Origin of the sequence: Rosistilla oblonga (genome assembly GCF_007751715.1) — a bacterium.
In the GTDB taxonomy this organism is placed as follows: Bacteria; Planctomycetota; Planctomycetia; order Pirellulales; family Pirellulaceae; genus Rosistilla; species Rosistilla oblonga.
This window is the reverse complement of record NZ_CP036292.1, coordinates 2,937,109-2,958,924: the sequence shown is the minus strand read 5'-3', so window position 1 is coordinate 2,958,924 and position 21,816 is coordinate 2,937,109. Positions and strand designations below refer to the sequence as shown.

The following is a 21,816-nucleotide window of genomic DNA, read 5'->3' as shown; positions in this document are numbered from 1 at the left end:
CGCCGTTCTCTCGCCTGTTTCTTCTCGAGAGCTCCTTCTCGATCGCCGTCGCTTGCAGAATCGTTTCGGCAGCGACGGCCCGGTGCCCGGTTCTCTATAGACCTGGAACCGCTGGACGCTGCCAAAACTCGCGGTACCGTTGGCTGCGAGTCTGCGTCGCGGCATTCCGCTGTTGTGCCGCTTCCGCTTCGCCTACCTGAGTGATCGGTGGCGGGTAAGCACTCATCGCTCGAAACGGTAGCGGTCCCGTCGTTTGGCCAGCCAACGTGTGCAGGTCGGCATCTTTATCCCACCCGACGCAGTGCAGAACAAAATCCCGCTTCCAGCCCGCGGGGATCGGGGCGTCGGGAACGGGAAAGCGGAGTCGCATCTCGTCGCCAGCCGCCATCACGACCATGTCGTCATCCCACTTGGTCAGCTTCGCCAACACGTCGCCATACTGCGTTAGCGTTCCGCTCAGCGGAGGCCACTTCGGCGCTGTCGCTACGTCCTCGTAATCGTAGCGATGCGGCTGAGTCGATTGCCGCGGCAGTTGAGCCGAATAGCCATGGAAGCCGAGCGATGCCGATTGCAGATTCAAAGCGTATTGCCGCGTCTCGACTTCGGGCGGATCGACGGCGACAACCGCTTGGTCCCAATAGATCTGAGCCGACGTGCGAATCCGCACTCGGCGATCGTCGGGATTCAATTTGCCGGTGATGTCGACGACGATCGTCTTCGTCTTCCCGCCGGGGAATCCGATGTAAGGGATCGCTGTCTGCCAGCCGCCATTGCCGTCGGGAACTTCCAAAACGGGATACACGACGCTCGCCAAATCGGGATTCTGAGCGATCTGGATATTGAGTGTCGTATCGGTGGGGAAGATCCATCCGGTCAGCACCAGCGACAATCGTTCGGCGGCCGGGTCGATGTCGGCCAGATCCAATTCGATCCAGTGCGGCACGCACAATCCCTGGCAATATTGTTCACGGAATCCTTGGACGTAATCCTCGTCGGCGTGCTTCAGTAAATTGGTGACATCGTCCCCCGAGGAATCGACAGCCGATCGAACCGGTTGGATGCAATCCTGATCCAACGCGTGGATCTTGTGCTCGGCGATGCTCGGCGGGCCAACCTTCTCGTTAGTAAAGATCTCGACGTCGGCGGGATGATCGATCGCTGTCAGTTGCAGATGGTCGAAGTAGGCCAGTTCCCAAAGCTCCTCGGTGATCCGCAGCTCATAAAATCCATCTCTCGGTTGGACGAAGCGACCATCGACTTTCAGATATTCCCAGGGCCGATCGGGTACAACTTTCCCGGGGGCAACTTGCAGTCCCAGCGGCGCCGCCCACAGACAATCGGTGACGAAGGCGAACTTCTCTCCATCCCAACTGTAAAGATAGGGACATGATCCCTTGAGCGTTTGCTGTTCGTAAAGGATCTGATTCGCCGCGGGCTGGACGACGCTTTGCGTGACTCCATTGGGAAGGATCGCTCGCAGCGTGATCGCTTCGGATTCGGTCCCCATCCCAAAATGAGAGATCGGCTCGGTGATGACTTGAGCGCGGTAGTAGGGGCCGTAGCGGAGTTCCAGAACCGATCCGATCGCGTAATGATTCACGCGGCCGCTGGCGTTGTCATCGATCCCCTTAAAACTGGCTCGCAGATAATTGCCCGTTCCCTGCGTCGTGTTGCTGGCGATCCAAACGCCGTCGTCGCTGGCGACCGCCAGATCGATTCGTCCATCGCCATCCCAGTCGCCTGGGCTGACGTCGCGAATCGCCGCGCCGGATTCGATCGCAAATTCGCCCAGCGAAGTGGTAACGCCATCGAAGCCGAGGCTATCGATCGCAAAGCCGGCTTCGTTCCAAGCGACGAGATCCAACCAAGCGTCGTTGTTAAACTCGCTGGTCACAAATTGCGCCCCGGCCAACGGCGACTTCGCCCGACCGATCTCTTTCCAAACGCCGATGTCGCTTGTTTCGCTGAAGACCACCTGCAGCCCGTCCCCCGCTGCGATGATCGGATCCCACGAGACATTGCCGTCGATGTCGCCGACAGCGATCCTTGTCGCCACCCCGCCGTCGCCGGATTGCCAATCTTTCGGTTGCCAACGGAACTGCAAATGCAGCAAATTCTCGAGCACTCCGACCGTTCCGTCGCGCAAAACGGTCAGCAGATCGAGATCGAGATCGCGGTCGAAATCGACAAACGCAAAATCGATCGCCGGATTGTCCGACGGCGGTAATTGGCTGTGCGCGGCGACGGGAAAAAAGGTCATGTTCCCGCGATTGATCCAGATCTGCACGCCCTCGGTCTCGGTCCCGAAGACGAGATCGATATCGCCATCGGCATCGATATCGCAGGCGATCGAAGCGGTCACGCCGGAGATCGATTCCAGATTCGTCGGCTTTTCCGGTTCCCGCAACCGCTGCTGCGGATCGGTCGCCTCCGGATTGGCTTGCAACACCGTCACCCCGGCGGGGCCGGAGACGACGAAGCTGCGAAACGTATCGTGTTGATTGGCGCGGCGGGCGTCGCTCACTTCCGTCGTCTGAACGCGCGACTTCCGCAACCGATTGCGATCGCTCGAATCGACGAGAAACAGATCGGCGACGACAAAACGCTGGCTGTCCGCAGGAACCGTCGCGGTGGCGATCCTTTGCCAACGCTCGTCTTCGCGTTGCAGGATGCTCAAACCGTCTTCGTCGAGGACCGCCAGTTCCGCTGTCCCGTCGATATCGAAGTCGACCCAAGCGACTTGCTTCGCCGCAGTCCCCGCGGTTTCGGTGACGCTTTGAATATCGAAGCCGATCGGAATCGGCGGTGTGGTTTCGCGATCCGCCGCAGCCCACTGCGCTCCCAGTCGCCGCGACAGATCAAACGACAGGAAATCGAGTTCGTGAGGCGTCGCCAGTCGCAAGTCGGTGCGATAGGCAGCCGTCCCTTTGTGCAGGTTGATCCAATAGTTTGTGTACAGTCCGGCCTGCTGCCAATCGTCATCGGCGATCGCCTGGATCACGCGATCGGCAACATCCAACGGCTCCATCCCCAACGAGGCGGCGATTGTGGAGGTCTCCGGCACCAGCGGTTCGGCTAGCTGTTTCGATCGCTGCAACAGTCCCGTCGCCGCCGGATCACGCTGCTTGACCGCGACGCTGATCGCCTGCATCACGGCATAAAGATTGCGAGGATTCGCCTCGCTCGCCGCGATCAGCGTCGGCAAAACGCTTTGTGAAAGCGAGTCGTCGCTCGATTCATCCAAGGCGGTCGTCAGCGGCCCAACAAGCGTCAACCAATCGGGATGCTCGGCCAGTGTGTCGGTCAGAAACCGAACGTTTTCCGCGGCCAGCTGCGTCGCCTGCGACGGATCGACTTGAGAGGCCTGGACTTGCAGCAGGCGTGAGTGGAGCCAAGCGGCGACGGCGTTTTCGCCAGCCAATGCGGCGAAGCTGTCGATATTCTGCTGGGCCTCGCTGACCGCGGCAGGAAACTGCTGGCGTGCCGCTTCGACAACCTCGGGATCGAGACTGACGTTGTCGATCGTCCCAGCCAGTTGCCGCAAGCGGGAGACCGCATTGACGGCGAGGTTCTGCTGCAGACTGGGATCGTCGGGGAACAGCGGTTGGATCGCCAACAGCGTTTGTTGCGCCGGATCGACTTCGAGATTTTCAATCTGCCCGACGGCGGTCCGCAGCTGGGTCAACGTCTGCTGGACATCGACCCTCGGACGCGTAAAGAACCAGATCCCAACGGCGGCGACGATCAAGATCGCCAGGGCCGCCAACAGCGGCTTGGAGACCGCACCGCTGCGGGGATTCATCTTCGCCGAGTTTCGATTTCGACGCGCCATGGTTCGATTTCTATTCGTCCGAAACCGTAACTTTGTCCATCTTATCGCCTTGAGCGATCGAATCGACAACGTCTTGGCCTTCGATGACTTTACCGAACACGCTGTGTTTGCCGTCCAAGTGAGGGCAAGCGACGTGCGTGATGAAGAACTGCGAACCGTTGGTGTTTGGTCCGGCGTTGGCCATCGACAAAACGCCGGGACCATCGTGACGCAGTTCGGGAACAAATTCGTCTTCGAAGTTGTAACCAGGTCCGCCGGTGCCGGTCCCTTGCGGGCAACCACCTTGGATCATGAAGTCGGGGATCACGCGATGGAAGCTCAGACCATCGTAAAAACCTTTGCCGACCAAGGTCTCGAAGTTCTCGACGGTCTTTGGTGTCTGTTCGGGGAACAGTTCGATACGAATGGTACCTTTAGTTGTTTCAAACGTTGCAATTTTCAACGGAACGCTCCGGCTGGGAGTTGAACGGGCAGAGGGAATTTCTGCCAGCGTGGATTATGAGTTGGTTTAGGCGTCAGCTTAAAGGGTGTTGGCGGCACCGACAACCTGTCCCCCGCGGCAACCGCGGGGCGAAACCGCGATTGCGACGAAGCAAATCAGCCGCTGGCGCGATAGCGTCCGGCTAGCAGATGAACCGGACGCTATGAGCTTGTCGGTTTAATCAGCCGTTTGGGCGTTAGCCCCGGTTCCGCTGCCAATAAACCGGGGCTAACGCCCAATGGCACTCACTTTGACGTTGGGTCTTCTGGATCGTTGGGTTTACTTTTCTTTCTTCGTTTCTGGAAGTGGGTGGTTTTGGGGCGGCGGGCGTAGGCCTCGCGTGGATAACTGCGTCCTGGGCGATTGGGGAGCTTTTGCTTTGAGGCGTAGTGCAGCACGCGACCCAAACGTTCGATCCAACGACCGGGGTCACTGACTTCAATCCCCTGCAGCATGTGACGGTAGACAGACCACGCGCCCGTAAAGCTTAATTCCCGTGGCTCACACTCGGCAATCACTGCGGCTTGGCGACGCAATTGGGTCGCCAAATTGTACGCGACCATCGACAAGGCGAACTCTTTGAGAAACATCTCCTTCGACTTCGCTCGGATCTCTTCGGTACCGATTACCAGTTTGATGTTGCGGATATCGACTTCGATATCGTTGCGTTTCCAGTACAGATCGCGCAGTTGCTTGGGCGTCGCATCGATATCCTCGACGAGGTAGAGGATATCTTCCCCGATCTTCAATTCATGGATCATCGCCGCTATGACACAGTCGGATGGGAGGTCTGGATTGGTTACTCGTTCCTTGGCCGAAGGAGTCCAGGACACCCGGTAGCTTTTCGAAGTGGCTGTCGAATGGATTAGCTCTGCCCGCTTCCGAATTCGATTGAATCGATCTTTCTTTAGCCGTAGAACAAAATTGTGTCCATTCAAATGGGCATGATAAGCAGTCGAAAATATTCCGAACCCAGCGTCGGCCATGATGATGGATTTAGCCGGGAGTCGCTTCATGAGAGTTTGAGCAAGCCGAGTTTCTGAGACGGCGTTTGGGCCATACATAGCTCCAATCTCCTCAGGCACTGCTGCCCCCGAGCTGAGTTCATGTGCGAAAACCACATACGCGATTGGCCACACACTTTCGCCGTACTGGTTAGAGGCGGGTGGGTAAGCGGCCTGAAGCTCGGCCACTGGAGCCAGTGTAAAGGTCGTTCCATCGATCAAGAACACACGCCTGTCACCCCATGTCGGCGCCGTCGAGTTAACGATCGACGATGCGACACGCTCTTGGAACCAATGAGCTGCCTTCAAGCTGAGCCGATGTCGTGCATCACTGTAACTGCTGCTCTTCGTCGAAAGCGAACCCTCACGAAGTCGCTTGTTCGTCTTGAGTTCCGAGGGAGCCGTTGCGATAAAGTGGAGCACGGCATCTCGCAGGCTCGCCTTGGGGTTGAGGCGTTGGAAGAGCATCAGCCACAGAACTACACTTGTTTTATAGACGGCCGCTGGCCCAAGCTCTTCAAACACATCGGCATCGCCGATGTCCGTCCACTGTTTGAGCAGTTCGAAAGCCGCACTAAGGTTCTGAGTTCTTGCATCGCTCGACATGGAATGGCTTTTTCTGGCAGTCAAAAGAAAACCAAACCGCTAGCGCAAATTCAGTGCCAATCACATGTGGTGGGAAGGGAAATGTTACCGGAATGTGAAAATGAGTGCCATTTGGCTAACGCCCAAACGGCTAATGCAAGCAAGCTCGTTGTGACTAAACCGACAAGCCGCTATCGCGCCAGCGGCTGATACCTGGAGCTCGAATACCGATTAGGCCCAATACCGTTCCATGAAGGAGCCTCGGACCGTGGAAAGAATTAGCGGCGGGACGTAGTGGACGAGGTTACGAGTCCCGGCGATTTGGTCTGATGCAAAACGACTCGTAGCCTCGTCCACTACGCTTCGTTTAACGGTATTGCGATGGTGCCTGTGGGTGACGGATTCAATCGTCGATCGTTTCGAGATCCAATTGCTTCATTTTGCGGTACAGGTTGCTGCGGTGCAGGCCCAGCATCGCGGCGGCTTCGGTCATATTCCGCCCGGCGCGTTGGATCGCCGATTGGATGTGCTGGATTTGGAACTGCCGAGTCGCTTCGTTCAGCGACTTGTTGGCCAACCGCTGGGCGTCGGATTGTTCGCTCGGGCTTTGCGAAAAACTGAGGTCCGACGGCTGGATCACGTCGGATGTGCACAGATAACTGACGCGTTCGATCAGGTTCCGCAGCTCGCGGATGTTGCCCGGCCACAGATGAGATCGCAGCGCGCGGGCGGCGGCGGCTGAAAGCGTCGGCACGCGGTGTCCCTGCTTGTGTGCGAAGTCTTCCAGAAAATGTTGAGCCAGCAGCAAGATGTCGTCGCCCCGTTCGCGTAGCGGCGGCAGCTTTAAAGTGACAACGTTCAAGCGGAAGAAGAGGTCTTCGCGAAACCTTTTTTGGCGGACCAATTCGGCCAGCGGTTGATTGGTCGCCGCCAAGACGCGGACATCGGTCGAGATCGGCGTGAAGCCGCCGACGCGAACGACCACCTTTTCCTCGAGCGCACGCAGCAGTTTCGCCTGTCCGCTGAGACTCATGTCGCCGATTTCGTCCAGAAACAACGTGCCACCATTGGCGATCTCGAACTTGCCGGCGCGCGCTTCGTGCGCGTCGGTGAACGCTCCCTTCTCGTGACCGAACAACTCGCTTTCCAACAGCGTTTCGACGATCGCGGCGCAGTTGACGGCGATAAATGGCTCGTGGCGCCGGGCTCCCGAAAGATGAATCGAACGGGCCAGGACCTCTTTGCCGGTTCCGTTTTCGCCGAGGATCAAGACCGACAGATCGGTTTTCGCAACGCGATCGCTCGTCTTTCGCAGCGTCACGATCGCTGGACTCTCCCCGATCACTTGGACGTTCTCCGCCACCGCAAGAGCCAGCTTGTCGCAGTTCTGCGCCAAACGCTCTCGCTCTTGAGAGTTCTCGATCGCCGCGGCTGCATGCACCGCCAACTCCTTCAGAACCTGTTCATCTTGATCGGTGAAACGCCCATCGCGTTTGTTGATCACCTCGAAGACTCCCATCCGCTTGCCGTTGCGGTTGTTCAGCGGTACCGCCACCAACGACGTCGTCTGGAACTGTAACTGAGCGTCCGGCTTGCGATTGACTTCCGATTCGCTGTCCGACGCATCCCAACGTTTCGCGGTTCCCGAACCGAGCACCGCCCCCACGATTCCGGCCGAATCGTCGACTTCCAATTGGCCTCCCTCGACGCCCATCGCCGGACGGCCGACCAACAGCGACCGGCGGCGGTCCCACAAGAAGATGCTGGCCCGTTGAGCGTCCAACAATTGCGTCGCCGCTTCGGCCATCGATTCGAGCAGCTCCGACCAATCGCGTTGCTGTTGCCAGGTGGCGGCAATCTCCAACATCGTCGTCAGCCGCTGGATCTCCGCAGCGCGAGCGGCTTGGTCGCCGGCGATTTGCAGCAGCAGCGCCGCCAGTTCGGCCAGCCCGATCATCAGCGGACGCAGCGCATCGACTTGATCGACCGCCGCGCGAGGCAACTGGACGACAAGGACGCTGGGCGCCCGATCCTTCGACGCGATCGCAGCGGCAACCCAACCGCTGTCGTGACCGATAAATTGGGCTTCGAGCGCCGACGAGATCACGACTTCGGGGACCGCGGCGATGCGGAAATCGGAGGCGGCGGCGAAGGCGGGTTCCAGCCCCCAGTCCATGCCACGTTGGCGAACGATCGCGATCGCACCGGGGCGAAAATCGGCCAAGACGCGGCTGATCGCTGGGTAAAAAGTTGTCGCCAGCGGTTCGCCGGCAGCAACTTGGCGGAGTAATTCACAGCTGAGCTCGCGAACAACCGAGGGCCAATGTGACGAAAAATAGTCGGTTTTGCTTGGCATTTCGCGAGAGCTTGATTGCGTGAGACGAGCCGCCCGGCCAGCTTGGGCGACGACAGAGTCATTAACGCGACTGGCCTGATAGACGTTTTAGGCACTCGATTGTTATCTTAACGATTGATTTTATCGAGGTAGCATCCAGCGATGTCGGGACCAATGCCCCGCCCTGGATTGGAATTGCATTTCGCATTGCTTAAAGAAAGGACAGTACGTCGCGATGGATTTTACTGGAAAGAAGGGCTTGGTATTGGGCGTTGCAAACGACCATTCGATCGCTTGGGCTATCGCTCAAGAATTGCTCGAGGGGGGCGCCGAAGTTGGCTTTACCCACCTGCCCGATCGTCCCGATGACGAGCGACGCAAGAACCGAACCCGCGTCAGCAAGCTGACCGACAAATATCCTAACGCCAAATTCCTGGAGCCGTTGGACGTTTCCAACGACGAACAGATCGCCGGCATCATGGCCAAAGCAAAAGAGGAATTCGGAACGATCGATTTCCTACTGCACTCGATCGCGTTTGCCGATCGCGCCGATCTGGGCCGCGAAACGATCGAGACCAGCCGCGACGGTTTCAAACTGGCGATGGACATCAGCGTCTACAGCTTGATCGCTGTCTGCAACGCGGCTCGTTCGATCCTCGCCGATGGCGCATCGGTCGCCACGATGACCTACTTCGGCGGCGAAAAGTGCGTCCCCGGTTACAACGTGATGGGCATCTGCAAAGCCGCTCTCGAAGCGAGCATGCGGTACCTGGCTTACGATCTGGGACAACAAGGCGTCCGCGTCAACGCACTCAGCGCTGGCCCTGTCCGAACCCTGGCCGGCAAGGCGGCGGGCGTCGACGAGATGCTTTCGCTGTACGAACACATGGCTCCCCTGGGACGCAACATCACGCACGGCGAAGTCGGCAAGACGGGTGCGTTTTTGCTGAGCCCGGCCAGCCAAGGCATCACCGGCGAGATCTTGCACATCGATGGTGGATACCACGCGATGGGCAGCCCCGGCCGCTTGCTGGAAAAGATCAAGCAGCAACAGAGCTAAGCGGGCTCGAGTACACTACTTGTATTCGTGACGCTAATTTCTCCAACGCCGCGCAAACGGGATCTCTTTGGAAATGAATCGCATGACGTTTCGTCGACGCTTTGTTCCCCATCGGTTTTCCGTCTGCGTGCTGCTGGTCGTGGCATTGCCCGGCGGCGGACAAGCTGACGATGCCAAGATCGACTTTCCCCACGATGTCGCTCCTATTCTGAAGCGGCATTGTGTCACCTGTCACGGCGGACGGGAGCGGGAAGGCGACTTTTCGATCAACACCCGCGGCGACCTGATCGAATCGCAGATCATCGATCTCGATTCTCCCGACGCTTCGCACCTGATCCAATTGATTACGTCCGACGATCCCGACGCGCAGATGCCGCCGTCGGATCGGGCCCGGTTGTCGGCGAGCGAAGTGGCGATGCTGCGGCGTTGGATCGCCGCTGGTTTGCCGTGGGACGCAGAGCTGACGTTTGCGATCAACAGCTACGAACCGCCGCTGAAGCCTCGCATGCCGCAGCTGCCTGCGACGGTCCATGGCCGAGATCATCCGATCGATCGCATTCTGGACGCCTATCTTGTCGATAACGATCTGCCCCGCCCGGCGGCGATCGACGATGCAACTTTCGCTCGCAGAATCCATCTGGATCTGACAGGTCTGCTGCCGACGCCGCAGCGGTTACAGGAATTTCTAGCCGACCAGGATCCCGACAAACGAGAGCGTTTGATCGACGAACTGCTGGCCGATCGGTTCGCTTACGCCGAACATTGGCTGTCATTCTTTAACGATCTACTGCGCAACGACTACAGCGGTACCGGGTTCATCACCGGCGGTCGCAAACAGGTCAGCGGTTGGCTGTACGACGCGTTGCTGGCGAACAAGCCGTTCGATCAGATGGCTCGCGAATTGATCGCACCTCCGACGGCGGAGAGCCGCGGGTATATCGACGGCATCAAATGGCGAGGCGAGGTGAGCGCCGGGCAGACGCTCGAAATCCAGTTCGCCCAAAGCCTGTCGCAATCGTTTCTTGGGATCAACATGAAGTGCGCTTCGTGCCACGACAGCTTCATCGATCGATGGACGCTGCGCGATGCGTACGGGCTGGCGGCGATCTACGCTTCGCGGCCGCTGGAACTGCACCGCTGCGACAAGCCGACGGGGCAGATGGCCGAAGCGGCTTGGATGTTCCCAGAGCTTGGTCAGATCGATCCCGCAGCACCGCGAGACGAACGACTGAAGCAACTTGCCGACCTGATGACCGATCCCGAAAACGGTCGCTTCGCTCGCACGATCGTCAACCGCTTGTGGTACCGGATGATGGGGCGGGGGATCGTGCATCCGTTGGACGCGATGCAGAACGAGCCCTGGAACATCGACTTGTTAGACTATCTGGCCAGCGATTTCATCGCCAACGGTTTTGATCTAAAAGCGACATTAAAACGGATCGCGACCAGCCGGGCTTATCAATCGCAAACGGAAACGGTTGCTCAGCCCGAATCGTCGGAGACCTACGTCTACCGTGGCCCGCGAGCCCGGCGGATGACGGCGGAACAATTCCTCGACGCGATCTGGCAACTGACCGGCAGCGGGCCAGAAAAGTTTGACGCTCCCGTGGTGCGGAGCAATCTCGAGAAGGACGCGATCGAATCGATCGCCATGGAAGGGGATTGGATCTGGGGCGTGTCGGAGGTCCAACCGCCCGCGGCAGGGGCCGAGGTGGCGCTGCGTAAAACGATCAACTTGCCCGCCGGCGTCGCCGCTGGCGGAGCGATGATCACCTGCGACAACGAATTCCGGCTGTTCATCAACGGACGCCGCGTCGCCGCCGGAGACAACTGGACGCGACCGCAAACGGTTCCGTTGGCGAAGCATCTGACCAAGGGTGAGAACACGCTGTTGGTGATCGCCAAAAATGCGGGTTCGTCTCCCAACCCGGCCGGGCTCTATTTCCAGGCTCAAATCACGCTCGACGATGGCGCGGTGAAGCGGCTGAAATCGGACGACTCTTGGCAATTCAGCAACGCGTTGCCCAAAGAAGCCAAGGGGCAACTTACCGATCTGCCGACTCGATGGCAGCCGGCGGAAGTTGTTCCCGCCGTGGCGTCATGGACAAGCCTGATCCAGGCGGAGGGACGCATGCTGTTGGCGCGTGTCGCTCTGGGAGATGGCGATCTGCCGCCGGTTCGGGCTTCGTTGATGAAGAACACAGCGTTGATGAAATCGCTGGGGCGGCCGATGCGAGAACAGATCGTATCGATGCGTCCGGATCGATTAACGACGCTCGAAGCAATCGATCTGGCCAACGACGCCGCGTTGGCGGAGAGCTTTGCCGCCGGAGCGCGTCGCATTTTGCAGCAGCCGCCACAGCCGACCGATGCTTTGGTGCGGTCGCTGTTCCTGGCGGCGTTGTCGCGTCAGCCGACCGAGGGCGAGGCGAGCTTGTTTGCCGAAGCGATCGGCCCGCAACCAAGCGAAGCCAGTCTTCAAGACGCTTTGTGGGCGATCTGCATGTTGCCCGAATTCCTTTTAGTACGGTAAGCGAATCGCCGTTTGGTTCGAGCCAATTTTCTTGTGGCCCCCGTTTGAGACGTTAGGTTTTTGTGAGTCATCGAATCGATTGGGTCCGCCGCGCCGTTTGTGTCAGTCTGATGGTGCTGGTTGCGGCTACGTGGCGGTTGTGGTTTTCGCCCGAACCGTTTCCACAGATCCCCTTGTTGAGGATTGCAATCGACCTGCCACCAGCGGTCGATCCGATCGCTGCGGCAGTGATGTTAATCGCCGGCCTCGCGGCGTTGACGCTGCGTTCGGTTCGGCTGCAAACGATCGCTTTGTCGACCGCTGCGATCTCGCTGGCGTTCCTGTTTGTCGGTGACCAACATCGCTTGCAGCCCTGGGCTTACCAAATTTTCTGGATGTTGATTGCGATGGCCTGCTGCCGCGCGGCGGTTGCGATGCGGATGATGCGGATCCTGGTGGTGAGCATCTACCTGTTCTCGGGGATCAGCAAACTCGACTATCAATTTGTCTACACCATCGGACGCGATTTCCTGGGCGGACTGGTCGGCATGGCGTGGCAATCAATCGAGGGCTGGCCCGATACGCTGTTGGTCGCGGCGACGCTAAGTTTCCCGATCGGCGAGCTGGCGATCGCCGTGGCTCTCGTCTTCGCTCGCACCCGCGGAGCGGCTGTGCTGGCGGCGATCGCGATGCATCTGATCCTGTTTGTGCTGTTGGGACCGCTGGGACTAAACCATCAACCGGGCGTGCTGATCTGGAACCTAGTCTCAGCGACTTTGGTCGGCTTGCTGTTCTGGAAGGTTGGGAGTGTGGAAGGCGTCAATGCGAGGAACACTGCTGAGGAGGAGAAGGTTTCGCGGGCGGAGCCGCGGAGCCACTTGCAGCCGTTGGCGGTTGTGATGCTGGCGGCGGTCAGCGCGGCGCCGCTGTTGGAGCCGTTTGGATTCTACGACCACTGGTTGGCTTGGGGTTTGTACGCGCCGCACAACAGCCGCGTGCGGTTGCTGATCGACGAGCGCTCGGTCGATCAGTTGCCCGCTTCGTTGCAGCAGCATGCCGTACCGATCGCCGCCGGTTCGTCGACGCGTCAGGTGAACCTGGATCGCTGGTCGATCGATTGCCTGTCGGTGCCGATCTATCCGCAGGCGAGATTCCAGGCGGGCGTCGCCTTGGCGGTGCTGCAGCAGAGCCAGCTGACAAGTGGATTTCGGCTGGAGCTTCAATCGGCATCCAACCGCCGCGACGGCCAAAGAACCATCCAAGAGATCGGCAACCAGGACCAGTTGAAGCTGCAACTGAGTCGGTTCCGCTTCAATGGGCTGCCGCGATCGAAGCGTTAGCCTTTTCGGGCGGCGACGCTGCACCGGCTGCGCTGCGATGGTCAATTATATTGGATGTGGTATCATCGGCGACTTGCTCCACAGTCCCGCCGTGCCGTTCGGCGACGCGACCGAGGTCCCACCATTAGCTCCTGTTGTGACATCGCCCCGACTAATTGAGCGGGCAGTGTCAACGAGACGCTACAGACATCCCACCTTCTTGAAATGGAATCAACTCATGGAACGCACCTTTGCTCAATTGCGAGAGACACTGTATAGCGCCGTTGTCGCCGACGCCTGCGACCAGTTTGGCCTACGAAATCAAAGCATCCAGTTGTCGCTGCCACCACAGACCACAACCGGCGTGATGATCGGCCGCTGCCGAACCAGCACCTGGGAAGACATTTTTAGCGAAGATCCTTCGCCGTACGAACTGGAACTGAAGTTGGTCGATAGCTGCCAAACCGACGACGTCGTGATCTCGGCGGCTGGCGGTTCGACCCGTTCGGGAATCTGGGGCGAATTGCTGTCGACAGCTGCGTCGAACCGCGGCTGTGCCGGCGTGATCGTCGACGGTGCGGTCCGCGACGTGCAAAAGATGCGGGCGATGGAGTTCCCCGTCTTCGCAGCGGCGCGATGCGTTTACGACAGTTGCCATCGCCAACGGGTGAACTCGATCGACGAACCCGTGGAAGTTGGGGGTGTGACGATTTGTAGCGGCGATATCGTGGTCGCCGACGAAGATGGCGTCGTGATCGTTCCGCAGGCGAAAAGCGACGAGATCCTGGCGGCAGCTTGGGACAAAGTCCACGCCGAAAACGTCACCCGCGACGCGATCAAAGAGGGAATGGGTGCGATCGAAGCATACGAAAAATACGGCGTTTTATAGTCCACATCGCCGCGGGAAGATCAGAGGCCTGGCCGGCCTCTGGTCGGGCGATTGAGGTGGACGCGGGAACACCGCCGATTGTCGAGACGCGGATTGACGATTCGCTGCAATCAACCGACAATTGGCGGTCCAACTTCTCGACTTCTTTAACACGACCAGCATCCAATCGCATGAATATCCTGGAACAACAAGACCCTGAAATCTGGCAAGCCATCGCGAACGAAGCCGAACGTCAACGCGATGGTTTGGAAATGATCGCCAGCGAGAACTACACCAGCCGCGCGGTCATGGAAGCGGCTGGCAGCGTGCTGACAAACAAATACGCCGAAGGGTATCCAGGACGTCGCTATTACGGCGGATGCGAATATGCCGATGTCGTCGAACGCGCAGCGATCAAACGGGCGACCGATCTGTTTGGCGCCGAAGCGGCCAACGTGCAACCGCACAGCGGATCGCAAGCCAATACGGCTGTCTACATGACGGTTTTGGAACCGGGCGACAAGGTCCTCGGTTTGGATCTGGCTCAAGGCGGTCACCTGACGCACGGCATGAAGTTGAACATCAGCGGCAAGCTGTACGATTTCCACAGCTACGGCGTCGACCGCGAACACCATCGCTTAGACTTCGATCAGATCGCCAAGATGGCTCGCGAGCTGAAGCCGAAGATGATCGTCGCCGGTGCAAGCGCCTACCCTCGCGAAATTCCGCACGACAAGTTTGCTGAAATCGCCAACGAAGTCGGCGCCAAATTGATGGTCGACATGGCGCATTACGCCGGTCTGGTCGCCGCCAAGATCCACAACAACCCGGTCCCCGTGGCTGACTATGTCACCACCACGACGCACAAGACTCTGCGCGGCCCACGCAGCGGATTGATCCTCTGCAAACAGGACGATCTCAAAGACATCAACCGCAGCGTTTTCCCCGGCATCCAAGGGGGCCCGTTGATGCACATCGTCGCCGCCAAGGCTGTCTGTTTCTCGGAAGCCGCATCGGGCGATTTCCGTGCCTACGGCCAACAAGTCGTCGACAACGCGAAGGTCCTGGCCGAGACATTGATCGCCGGCGGCCTGACGCTTGTCAGCGGCGGCACCGACAACCACTTGTGCTTGGTCGACGTCACAGCTTTCGGAATCGGCGGCAAGCTGGCCGAAGCGGCGTTGGAAAAATGTGGGATCACCGTCAACATGAACATGATTCCGTTCGACACCCGCAAACCGATGGACCCCTCGGGAATTCGCATCGGCACCCCGGCGTTGACCACTCGCGGAATGAAAGTCGAACAGATGCGGACGATCGGCAACTGGATCATCCAGGCGCTGAAGTCGCACGACGACGAAGCGGCGTTGGCATCGATTCGCGGCCAGGTCAGCGAGCTGTGCCAAGGCTTTCCCGTGCCAGCCGACGCAACCGCTCCTTCGGCTACCGCGTAACAAGTGTTTTGATTCCGCGCCGGCCGATGTTTCGGTCGGCGCATCCATTGGTCAGTCAGCCCAAATTTAACGAGTTAACATCATGCCTGCGGATCGGATCCTGATCGCCGATGATAACGAAGCCAACCGCGAACTGTTGGATGCCTATCTGGCCAACGTGGAGTGCGAGATCGAACATGCAGTCGACGGCGCCGATTGCATGGCGAAGGTCGAATCGTTTTCGCCCGACCTGATCCTGTTGGATGTGATGATGCCGCAGTTGAGCGGGTTTGAGGTCTGTAAAAAGATCAAGCAGAACCCTGCGACGCAGCAGATCATCGTGCTGATGGTGACCGCGCTGAACGAACTGGGCGATATCGAACGGGCTGTCGAATCGGGAACCGACGACTTCTTGACCAAGCCGGTCAACAAGTTCCAGCTGCTCAAACGCGTGGAAAACATGCTGAAGCTGAAGGGAACTCGCGACGAACTCGAACGCTTGCGTGCCTACATCCGCGAGATGGAAGAACAATCCGAGCCGCACGGATAGTCGACGCCGGGAAACCGCCCGCCGGGCAGCGCACTGCCGGCGATCAAGGCGTCCAACCGCGAGCCGCCATGCGTTGCACGATCTCCGCGCGAAGCGAACCGCTGGCATGCGGCAGAGCCAATCGATAATTAGCTCGCGCCATCTTTAGATTCCCCTGCTGTTCGGCGCGAAGAGCACGACTCCAGTACTGATCCGCTTTCTCGTTGTGGATCTCGACCTTTCGGCTGGCGATCGAATCGAGCGTCGCTTGTTGCCGCTGCAGTCCCGCTTGGCGAATGCCTTCGTTGGGCGGAGTGAAGCTGCCGACGGCCGGAGTCACGCTGGTCACAAATGGCCGCACGCTGCCGCTGAACATACTGCCCGGATAACCGTCCAACGTCGTCAGCGACGGGGCGACGGTACTCATCGAGCGATTGCTCCCCTGGTACCACTGAAAGCCGAGGCTGCCGGAGACGTTTCCGCGTCGGCCGGCAAATCCGCCGGTCAGCCCCGCGTTGGGATCGGCTCCGCCAAACGCAGGATTTCCGACGCCATTGGGAACGTTGACAAACCAGCCGGGACCGCGGAGGCCCCAGCGGATGCCAAGCTGTTCGCTGTAGCTGTCGCCAATCGACTGCTGCGGCGTCGCTGTGTGAAGCAACTGGGCCATGGCGGGGGGAGCGGCGACCAGGATCGCCGCCAGGAAGAGGACAAAACGCGAGACTCGAGCGAACATCGGGCTGGTCTCCAAATGAAGGACTAGGTTTCGCGAATCGTCGGCCGCCAGACTTGCGGCTACTTGTTCTCCAGCATCCAATCGCGACGTTGGCGGCTGCTGGGGATTCCCATTTTCTTGCGGTACTTGGTGACCGTTCGGCGAGCGACCGTCATGCCGTGCTTCTTCAGCTCTTTGACGATATCCTCGTCGCTCAACGGCTTGCTCTTGTCCTCGTTGTCGATCACTTCTTGCAGCTTGATGCGGATCGTATCCCACGCGACGTCGTCGCCGTCTTCGGTTTGCGTGCCGCCGACGAAGAACCGCTTCAGCGGCAGGATGCCACGCGCGGTCTGGATCCATTTATCGTCGACAGCCCGGCTGACCGTCGTCACGTGCACGCCGACGCGATCGGCGATCTGTTGCATCTTCAGCGGTTCGATCGCTTCGGGACCGAGATCGAGGAACGCTTTCTGGTGATCGACGATCGCCTGAGAAACTTTCGTCAACGTGCTGCGTCGTTGTTCGATCGAATCGATCAACCACTGCGCACCGTTGATCTTCTGTTTGATGTACTCCCGCTCCTCGGTGGTCGCCGACGGATCCTGCAACCGCTGGCGATAATATTCGCTGATGAAAAGGGTCGGAACGCGGTCATCGTCCAGCCGCACCTTGTACTGCCCATCCTCGTCCTGTTCGACGATCACATCGGGCGTGACGGTGGGGACGTAGGTTTCCATAAACGCCGCCCCGGGCTTGGGGTTAAGCGAATGGAGTTCGTCTTTGACCTTTTGGATCTTGTCGAGCGAATAGCCGGTTTTGCGTTGGATCGCGGGCAAGCGGTTGCCGGCGATATCCTCCAAGTGCCCGGTGATCAGCGTCTTCATCTCTTCGTAATACGGCACGTCGGGAGCGAGTTGCAGCAGCAGGCATTCGGAGAGATCGCGAGCCGCGATGCCGGTCGGTTCGAGCGACTGGACCACCGCCAACGCACGCTTCGCCAGTTCGAGATCTTCGGGCGAATGGTTCGATGGCAATAGATCGCTTAGCGGCGTCCGCAGATAACCGCCGTCGCGGGCATCCAGGGTGCTGATAATGCGTTCGGCCATCAATTCGACATCGGTATCGATATCGAGTTCGGCGAGTTGGTGGAGCAGAAAATCGTTGAGCGATTCGGGGTGGGCTTCCGCATTGGCCATCAGATCGTGCCGCCGATCGCCATCTTCCTGCATCTGGTTGGACGACTTGCGAAACGGTTCGTCGAACGTATTGGGCAGCTCGTTTTTCATGTTCAACAAGCGCTCGAAATCGTCCTGATTGTCGTGATCGTTGTCGACGACAAGCTCCCGTTCCGATTCGCTTGGCGCATCGGGATTCTCGTACGATTCCTCGGGATCGTCGGGCATCTGGGGATCGTCGTCCTGGATCTCCAGCAACGGGTTTTCGTTCATCTCCTGCTCGACACGTTCCTGCAGCGCAAGCAACGGCAACTGCAAGATCTCCATCGACTGGATCATCCGCGGGGCCAGCTTTTGAACTTGTTGTTGACGCTGTTCAAAGCCCATTGAAATACGCATCGGAATAATCTTATTTAAGGTTGTCGGCCAACGCGTGAACGCGGGCGGCAGGGTTAAACGTGTCACAACGGCTGGGCGCTCGGCAAATCCTTCGCTGGCGATTCAAGAGCGGCCCGACTTCAACATCTATTCTGGCATAAAACATCCGTAGCCGCGCGGTCAATGTCACAGCTTTTGCCGGCCATTTAAGGCGTCGGCAAGGATCTCTTTGTTCGTGAATTCTAACACACTACCGGCGGTGATCCCCCGCGCCAGTCGAGTAATTTCGACCGGATACTCCTGCAATAGGTTGGAGATATACAGGCTGGTCCCATCCCCTTCGACCGTCGGATTCGTCGCCATAATCACCTCGGTAAACTTCCCCAGGCGGACGCGATCGACAAGCGGATCGATTGTCAATTGATCGGGGCCAATCCCGTCCAACGGAGCAATCCGCCCAAGCAGCACATGGTACAGCCCGCGGTACATCCCCGATTGCTCCAGCGAGATCAGGTCGCGCGGCTGTTCGACGATGCACAACCGCGTCGTATCGCGGTTGGGATCGGTACAGATCGGGCAGCGAGCCGCTTCGGAGAGGTTAAAACACTGCTCGCAGTAGCGAACGTTTTCACGCACGCTGCGGATCGAATCGGCCAGCGCCAGAGCCTCCGTTTTGGGAACGCGAAGCAAATGATAGGCGAGCCGTTCGGCACTCTTGCGTCCGATCCCGGGCAGCCGCCCCAGCTGGTCGATCATGTCGGCTACCGAATGCGTCAGTTCGGCCATCTCAGCTGGCCCCGCCACCGCCGCCGGTGAACTTCGACAACGCAGCTTCCATGCCCGGCAGATTGATCCCGCCGGTCAGCCCCTGCATCGATTCGGCTTGCTTCGCCTTGGCCTTTCCGTTGGCTTCGTTGATCGCCGCGGGCAACAGGTCCTCGATCATTTCGCGGTCCCCCTGATCGATCAATTCCTGTTCGATCCGGACCGCCGTCACCTCGCCCGTGCCGTTCATCTCGACCGTGACCATTCCGCCCCCGGCAGATCCGGTCACACGCTCCGCCTGCAGCTGGCGATTAAGCTCTTCCATCTTGGCCGGCAACTTCTGTGCCTGTTGCATCAACGATGCGATGTCTGACAGTCCCTTGAACATAAATCGGTTTTGCCCGTGGATTAGGAGATGGAATAGCGTGGATGTGTTGGCGCGAAAGATGCCAGTCGTTGCCGCAATCGGATTGGCGACGCTTGCCGCCGCCGTAGCGCCAACTGCTCGCCCGACATCGGACCGCAGCGACGTGGCAGCCGCGATGCCGATCGACCGCCGAAGGTAAGCCCCGACGACTTTCCCGACGCTTCGGTTTTACGCGACCTGCGACCGCCGGTCTACTCTTCCTTAGGAGGAATCACCTTAACGACTTCCGCGTCGAACAACTCCATCATTTTCATGATGATCGGCTCGTTCTCTACCTCGCGCTGGCGACGGGCTCGGTCGGCACTGGTCAGCGCCCGACGAACCGGTTTCTGCGTCGGCGGAGCCTCGACCAACACGCACTCATATTGTACGTGTCGACCCGCTACCGCGGCCAATGCACCTTCCAATTTACTGCGTCGTTCGGGCTTCTCGCAACTCGCCTTATCGAGGCTGCGGGCGCTCGAAAAGATGACGCGGATACAGCCTTCGCCCATCGGTTCGACACGCTGAGCGTTCTTGGCGTAGTTGGCCGTCATGTCGTCCAACGATTCGATCGCTCCACGCCAAACCGCTTTGACCCGTTCGGCATCCCAACTGCCACTCGGCAGCGGCTTGATCGCCGGGGGACTCGCCGTCGCATTCTGGGGGCTCTGCGCGGGCTGAGCAGCCGGACTGGCAGCCGGCGCCGTGGCAACGGCCGCAGGAGCCGCTACCGCTGCAGCGGGGGCGGCTGGAGCCGACGCGACGGGCTGAGGCCGCGAGGGGGGCGAAGCGGCCGCAGGAGCCGGCGTTGGGGCAACCGCGGGGGCTGGCGTTGCAGCAACTTGCGCCGGCGCGACGGGGGCTGGCGATGGCGCGACGTGAGCTGGCGTCGGCGAAGGGGCGACGGCGGCTGGTTTGGCAGCTTCAGCCGGCGGCGTGGCGGATGCTAGCTGTCGGTTGGCGACTGGTTCAATGTTTTTTTTTTCGCCAGCAGCTGCCGCGGCGGGCTTCGCTGCCGATCCACCAGCGGGGACTTGGCCCAAGCCGGCGACGACGTCCGAGATCGCCTGCAGGTCGGCCAAGCGGCAGATCTGCACCAGTGCGGCTTCCAGCAAAACGCGACTGTGGACACTTTGGCGCATTCGCGAAATCGCTTGATCGATGATCCCCACGATCACCAAAATCGTGTGGATCCCCAACTGCTTGCCTTGCGCGGCGAGGTCGTCGTACGAGGCGGGGGCGGCGTGCCGAAGCATGTCGACACCGCAACCGACCGTCGCCGTCATCAGGTCGCGGAAATAGCCCAACAGCTGTTCGGCCAACTGCCCGGCATCGATGCCTCCCATCACAGCATCGTCGACCATCTTCAAAACGGCTGCCGGATCGCGATCGATCAGCCCAACCGCCAGAGCGGCCAACCGAGTGTCGTCGGCGGTACCCAACATCGAATGGACTTGGTCGACGGTAATCCGACCGGTCGCAAAGCTGAGCACCTGTTCCAACAGAGATTGGCTGTCGCGCATCGACCCGGCGGCACGCCGAGCCAACAAACGCAGCGCGTCCTGATCGGCTTCGCATCCCTCGGCCTTCACGATCTCGTCGAGCCGGGCGAGGATCGCTTCGGTTTCCACGGGAGCGAAATCGAACCGCTGGCAGCGGCTGAGGACCGTGATCGGGATCTTTTCCGGATCGGTGGTGCAGAAGATGAACTTCACATGCTCGGGGGGCTCTTCGAGCGTCTTCAGCAGCGCGTTAAACGCCTGCTGGGTGAGCATGTGAACTTCATCGATGATGTAGATCTTGTAGCGAGCTCGGCTGGGACGCATCCCAACGCCCGCACGCAACTGGCGGATCTCATCGATACCGCGATTGCTGGCACCATCGATTTCGAGAACGTCGATATCCTCGCCAGCATCGATCGCTTGGCAGATATCGGACGAATTATCGGGAGTGGCGGTCGGTCCCTCGGGAGCATTCAACGCTTTGGCGAAGATCCGAGCGGTGCTGGTCTTGCCGACTCCGCGAGCCCCAGTGAACAGGTACGCGTGGCCGACGCGACCGGTTTCGATGGCGTTCATCAACGCCCGCGTTGCGTTCTCCTGGCCGACCAGTTGATCGAATTGCAGCGGGCGATAGCGGCGGGCGACGACGATGTACTTGTCATCATCGACATGTTTCGCATCGGTCGAGGGAGTATCGGACATCCGAAAGGGCCGCGCGGTGCAGAGCTGTTGAAGAGACGCAAGAAGCGAGACGGGCGTGGTCGCTTCGATTTGCTTCCGGATGGCAACCCCTGCACAAAGGTACCCCGCTTATGGCTGCTCCAGTTAAGGCCTGACCAATTTCACGGTTCCCCATCGCAAGGGTCACCATCTGAAAGCAAATCGGCGATTCCCACGCCTGCCCCACGTTT

General features: G+C 59.5%; 15 protein-coding genes and 1 other RNA gene. 6 read left to right on the top strand and 10 right to left on the bottom strand.

Going from position 1 to position 21,816, the window contains the following annotated elements:
* Positions 1 to 94: 94 nt before the first annotated feature.
* The 4 genes from CA51_RS10460 to CA51_RS10445 all read right to left on the bottom strand — a co-directional run bounded on the left by CA51_RS10460 (position 95) and on the right by CA51_RS10445 (position 8,258).
* Positions 95 to 3,832 carry a CRTAC1 family protein gene (locus CA51_RS10460; protein WP_145120313.1) on the bottom strand — a complete coding sequence of 1,246 codons (3,738 nt, stop codon included), beginning with the start codon at positions 3,830 to 3,832 and terminating at the stop codon, positions 95 to 97.
* Between the two features lie 10 nt (positions 3,833 to 3,842).
* A complete protein-coding gene (locus CA51_RS10455; RefSeq protein ID WP_145120311.1) occupies positions 3,843 to 4,274 on the bottom strand; it encodes a peptidylprolyl isomerase in 432 nt (143 codons plus the stop codon).
* Positions 4,275 to 4,558: 284 nt separating this feature from the next.
* Positions 4,559 to 5,947, bottom strand: coding sequence for an IS4 family transposase (locus tag CA51_RS10450; protein ID WP_231746107.1), 1,389 nt, complete (start codon positions 5,945 to 5,947; stop codon positions 4,559 to 4,561).
* A gap of 358 nt (positions 5,948 to 6,305) precedes the next feature.
* Positions 6,306 to 8,258 carry a sigma-54-dependent Fis family transcriptional regulator gene (locus CA51_RS10445; protein WP_145120307.1) on the bottom strand — a complete coding sequence of 651 codons (1,953 nt, stop codon included), beginning with the start codon at positions 8,256 to 8,258 and terminating at the stop codon, positions 6,306 to 6,308.
* Positions 8,259 to 8,472: 214 nt separating this feature from the next.
* On the opposite strand from CA51_RS10445, the gene CA51_RS10440 reads away from it, so the two are divergent.
* The 6 genes from CA51_RS10440 to CA51_RS10415 all read left to right on the top strand — a co-directional run bounded on the left by CA51_RS10440 (position 8,473) and on the right by CA51_RS10415 (position 15,979).
* A complete protein-coding gene (locus CA51_RS10440) occupies positions 8,473 to 9,297 on the top strand; it encodes an enoyl-ACP reductase FabI (protein ID WP_145120305.1) in 825 nt (274 codons plus the stop codon).
* A gap of 82 nt (positions 9,298 to 9,379) precedes the next feature.
* Positions 9,380 to 11,830: a DUF1549 domain-containing protein gene (locus CA51_RS10435; protein ID WP_145120303.1), complete on the top strand. Its 2,451-nt coding sequence runs from the start codon at positions 9,380 to 9,382 to the stop codon at positions 11,828 to 11,830.
* A gap of 62 nt (positions 11,831 to 11,892) precedes the next feature.
* Entirely contained in the window at positions 11,893 to 13,149 is a 1,257-nt protein-coding gene (locus tag CA51_RS10430; protein WP_145120301.1) for a hypothetical protein, read from the top strand.
* A 217-nt stretch (positions 13,150 to 13,366) separates the two neighbouring features.
* Positions 13,367 to 14,017, top strand: a complete 651-nt coding sequence (locus CA51_RS10425) for an RraA family protein (RefSeq protein ID WP_145120299.1) — start codon at positions 13,367 to 13,369, stop codon at positions 14,015 to 14,017.
* Positions 14,018 to 14,187: 170 nt separating this feature from the next.
* The gene (gene glyA / locus CA51_RS10420) at positions 14,188 to 15,450 is read left to right on the top strand and encodes a serine hydroxymethyltransferase (RefSeq protein ID WP_145120297.1); all 1,263 of its coding nucleotides are present in this window, start codon (positions 14,188 to 14,190) and stop codon (positions 15,448 to 15,450) included.
* Between the two features lie 82 nt (positions 15,451 to 15,532).
* Positions 15,533 to 15,979, top strand: a complete 447-nt coding sequence (locus CA51_RS10415; protein WP_145120295.1) for a response regulator — start codon at positions 15,533 to 15,535, stop codon at positions 15,977 to 15,979.
* A 43-nt stretch (positions 15,980 to 16,022) separates the two neighbouring features.
* On the opposite strand, the gene CA51_RS10410 is transcribed toward CA51_RS10415, so the two are convergent.
* The 6 genes from CA51_RS10410 to ffs form a co-directional block, all read right to left on the bottom strand.
* Positions 16,023 to 16,694, bottom strand: a complete 672-nt coding sequence (locus CA51_RS10410; RefSeq protein WP_145120293.1) for a hypothetical protein — start codon at positions 16,692 to 16,694, stop codon at positions 16,023 to 16,025.
* A gap of 59 nt (positions 16,695 to 16,753) precedes the next feature.
* Complete coding sequence (gene rpoN / locus CA51_RS10405) at positions 16,754 to 18,250, bottom strand: RNA polymerase factor sigma-54 (protein WP_145120291.1); 1,497 nt, start codon at positions 18,248 to 18,250, stop codon at positions 16,754 to 16,756.
* Between the two features lie 165 nt (positions 18,251 to 18,415).
* Positions 18,416 to 19,015 carry a recombination mediator RecR gene (gene recR / locus CA51_RS10400; RefSeq protein WP_145120289.1) on the bottom strand — a complete coding sequence of 200 codons (600 nt, stop codon included), beginning with the start codon at positions 19,013 to 19,015 and terminating at the stop codon, positions 18,416 to 18,418.
* A gap of 1 nt (position 19,016) precedes the next feature.
* A complete protein-coding gene (locus CA51_RS10395) occupies positions 19,017 to 19,382 on the bottom strand; it encodes a YbaB/EbfC family nucleoid-associated protein (RefSeq protein WP_145120287.1) in 366 nt (121 codons plus the stop codon).
* Positions 19,383 to 19,612: 230 nt separating this feature from the next.
* On the bottom strand, positions 19,613 to 21,607 hold the full coding sequence (gene dnaX, locus CA51_RS10390; protein WP_145120285.1) for a DNA polymerase III subunit gamma/tau: 1,995 nt from the start codon (positions 21,605 to 21,607) through the stop codon (positions 19,613 to 19,615).
* 75 nt (positions 21,608 to 21,682) lie between these two features.
* An RNA gene (gene ffs / locus CA51_RS10385) (signal recognition particle sRNA small type) lies at positions 21,683 to 21,777 on the bottom strand.
* Between the last annotated feature and the right edge of the window lie 39 nt (positions 21,778 to 21,816).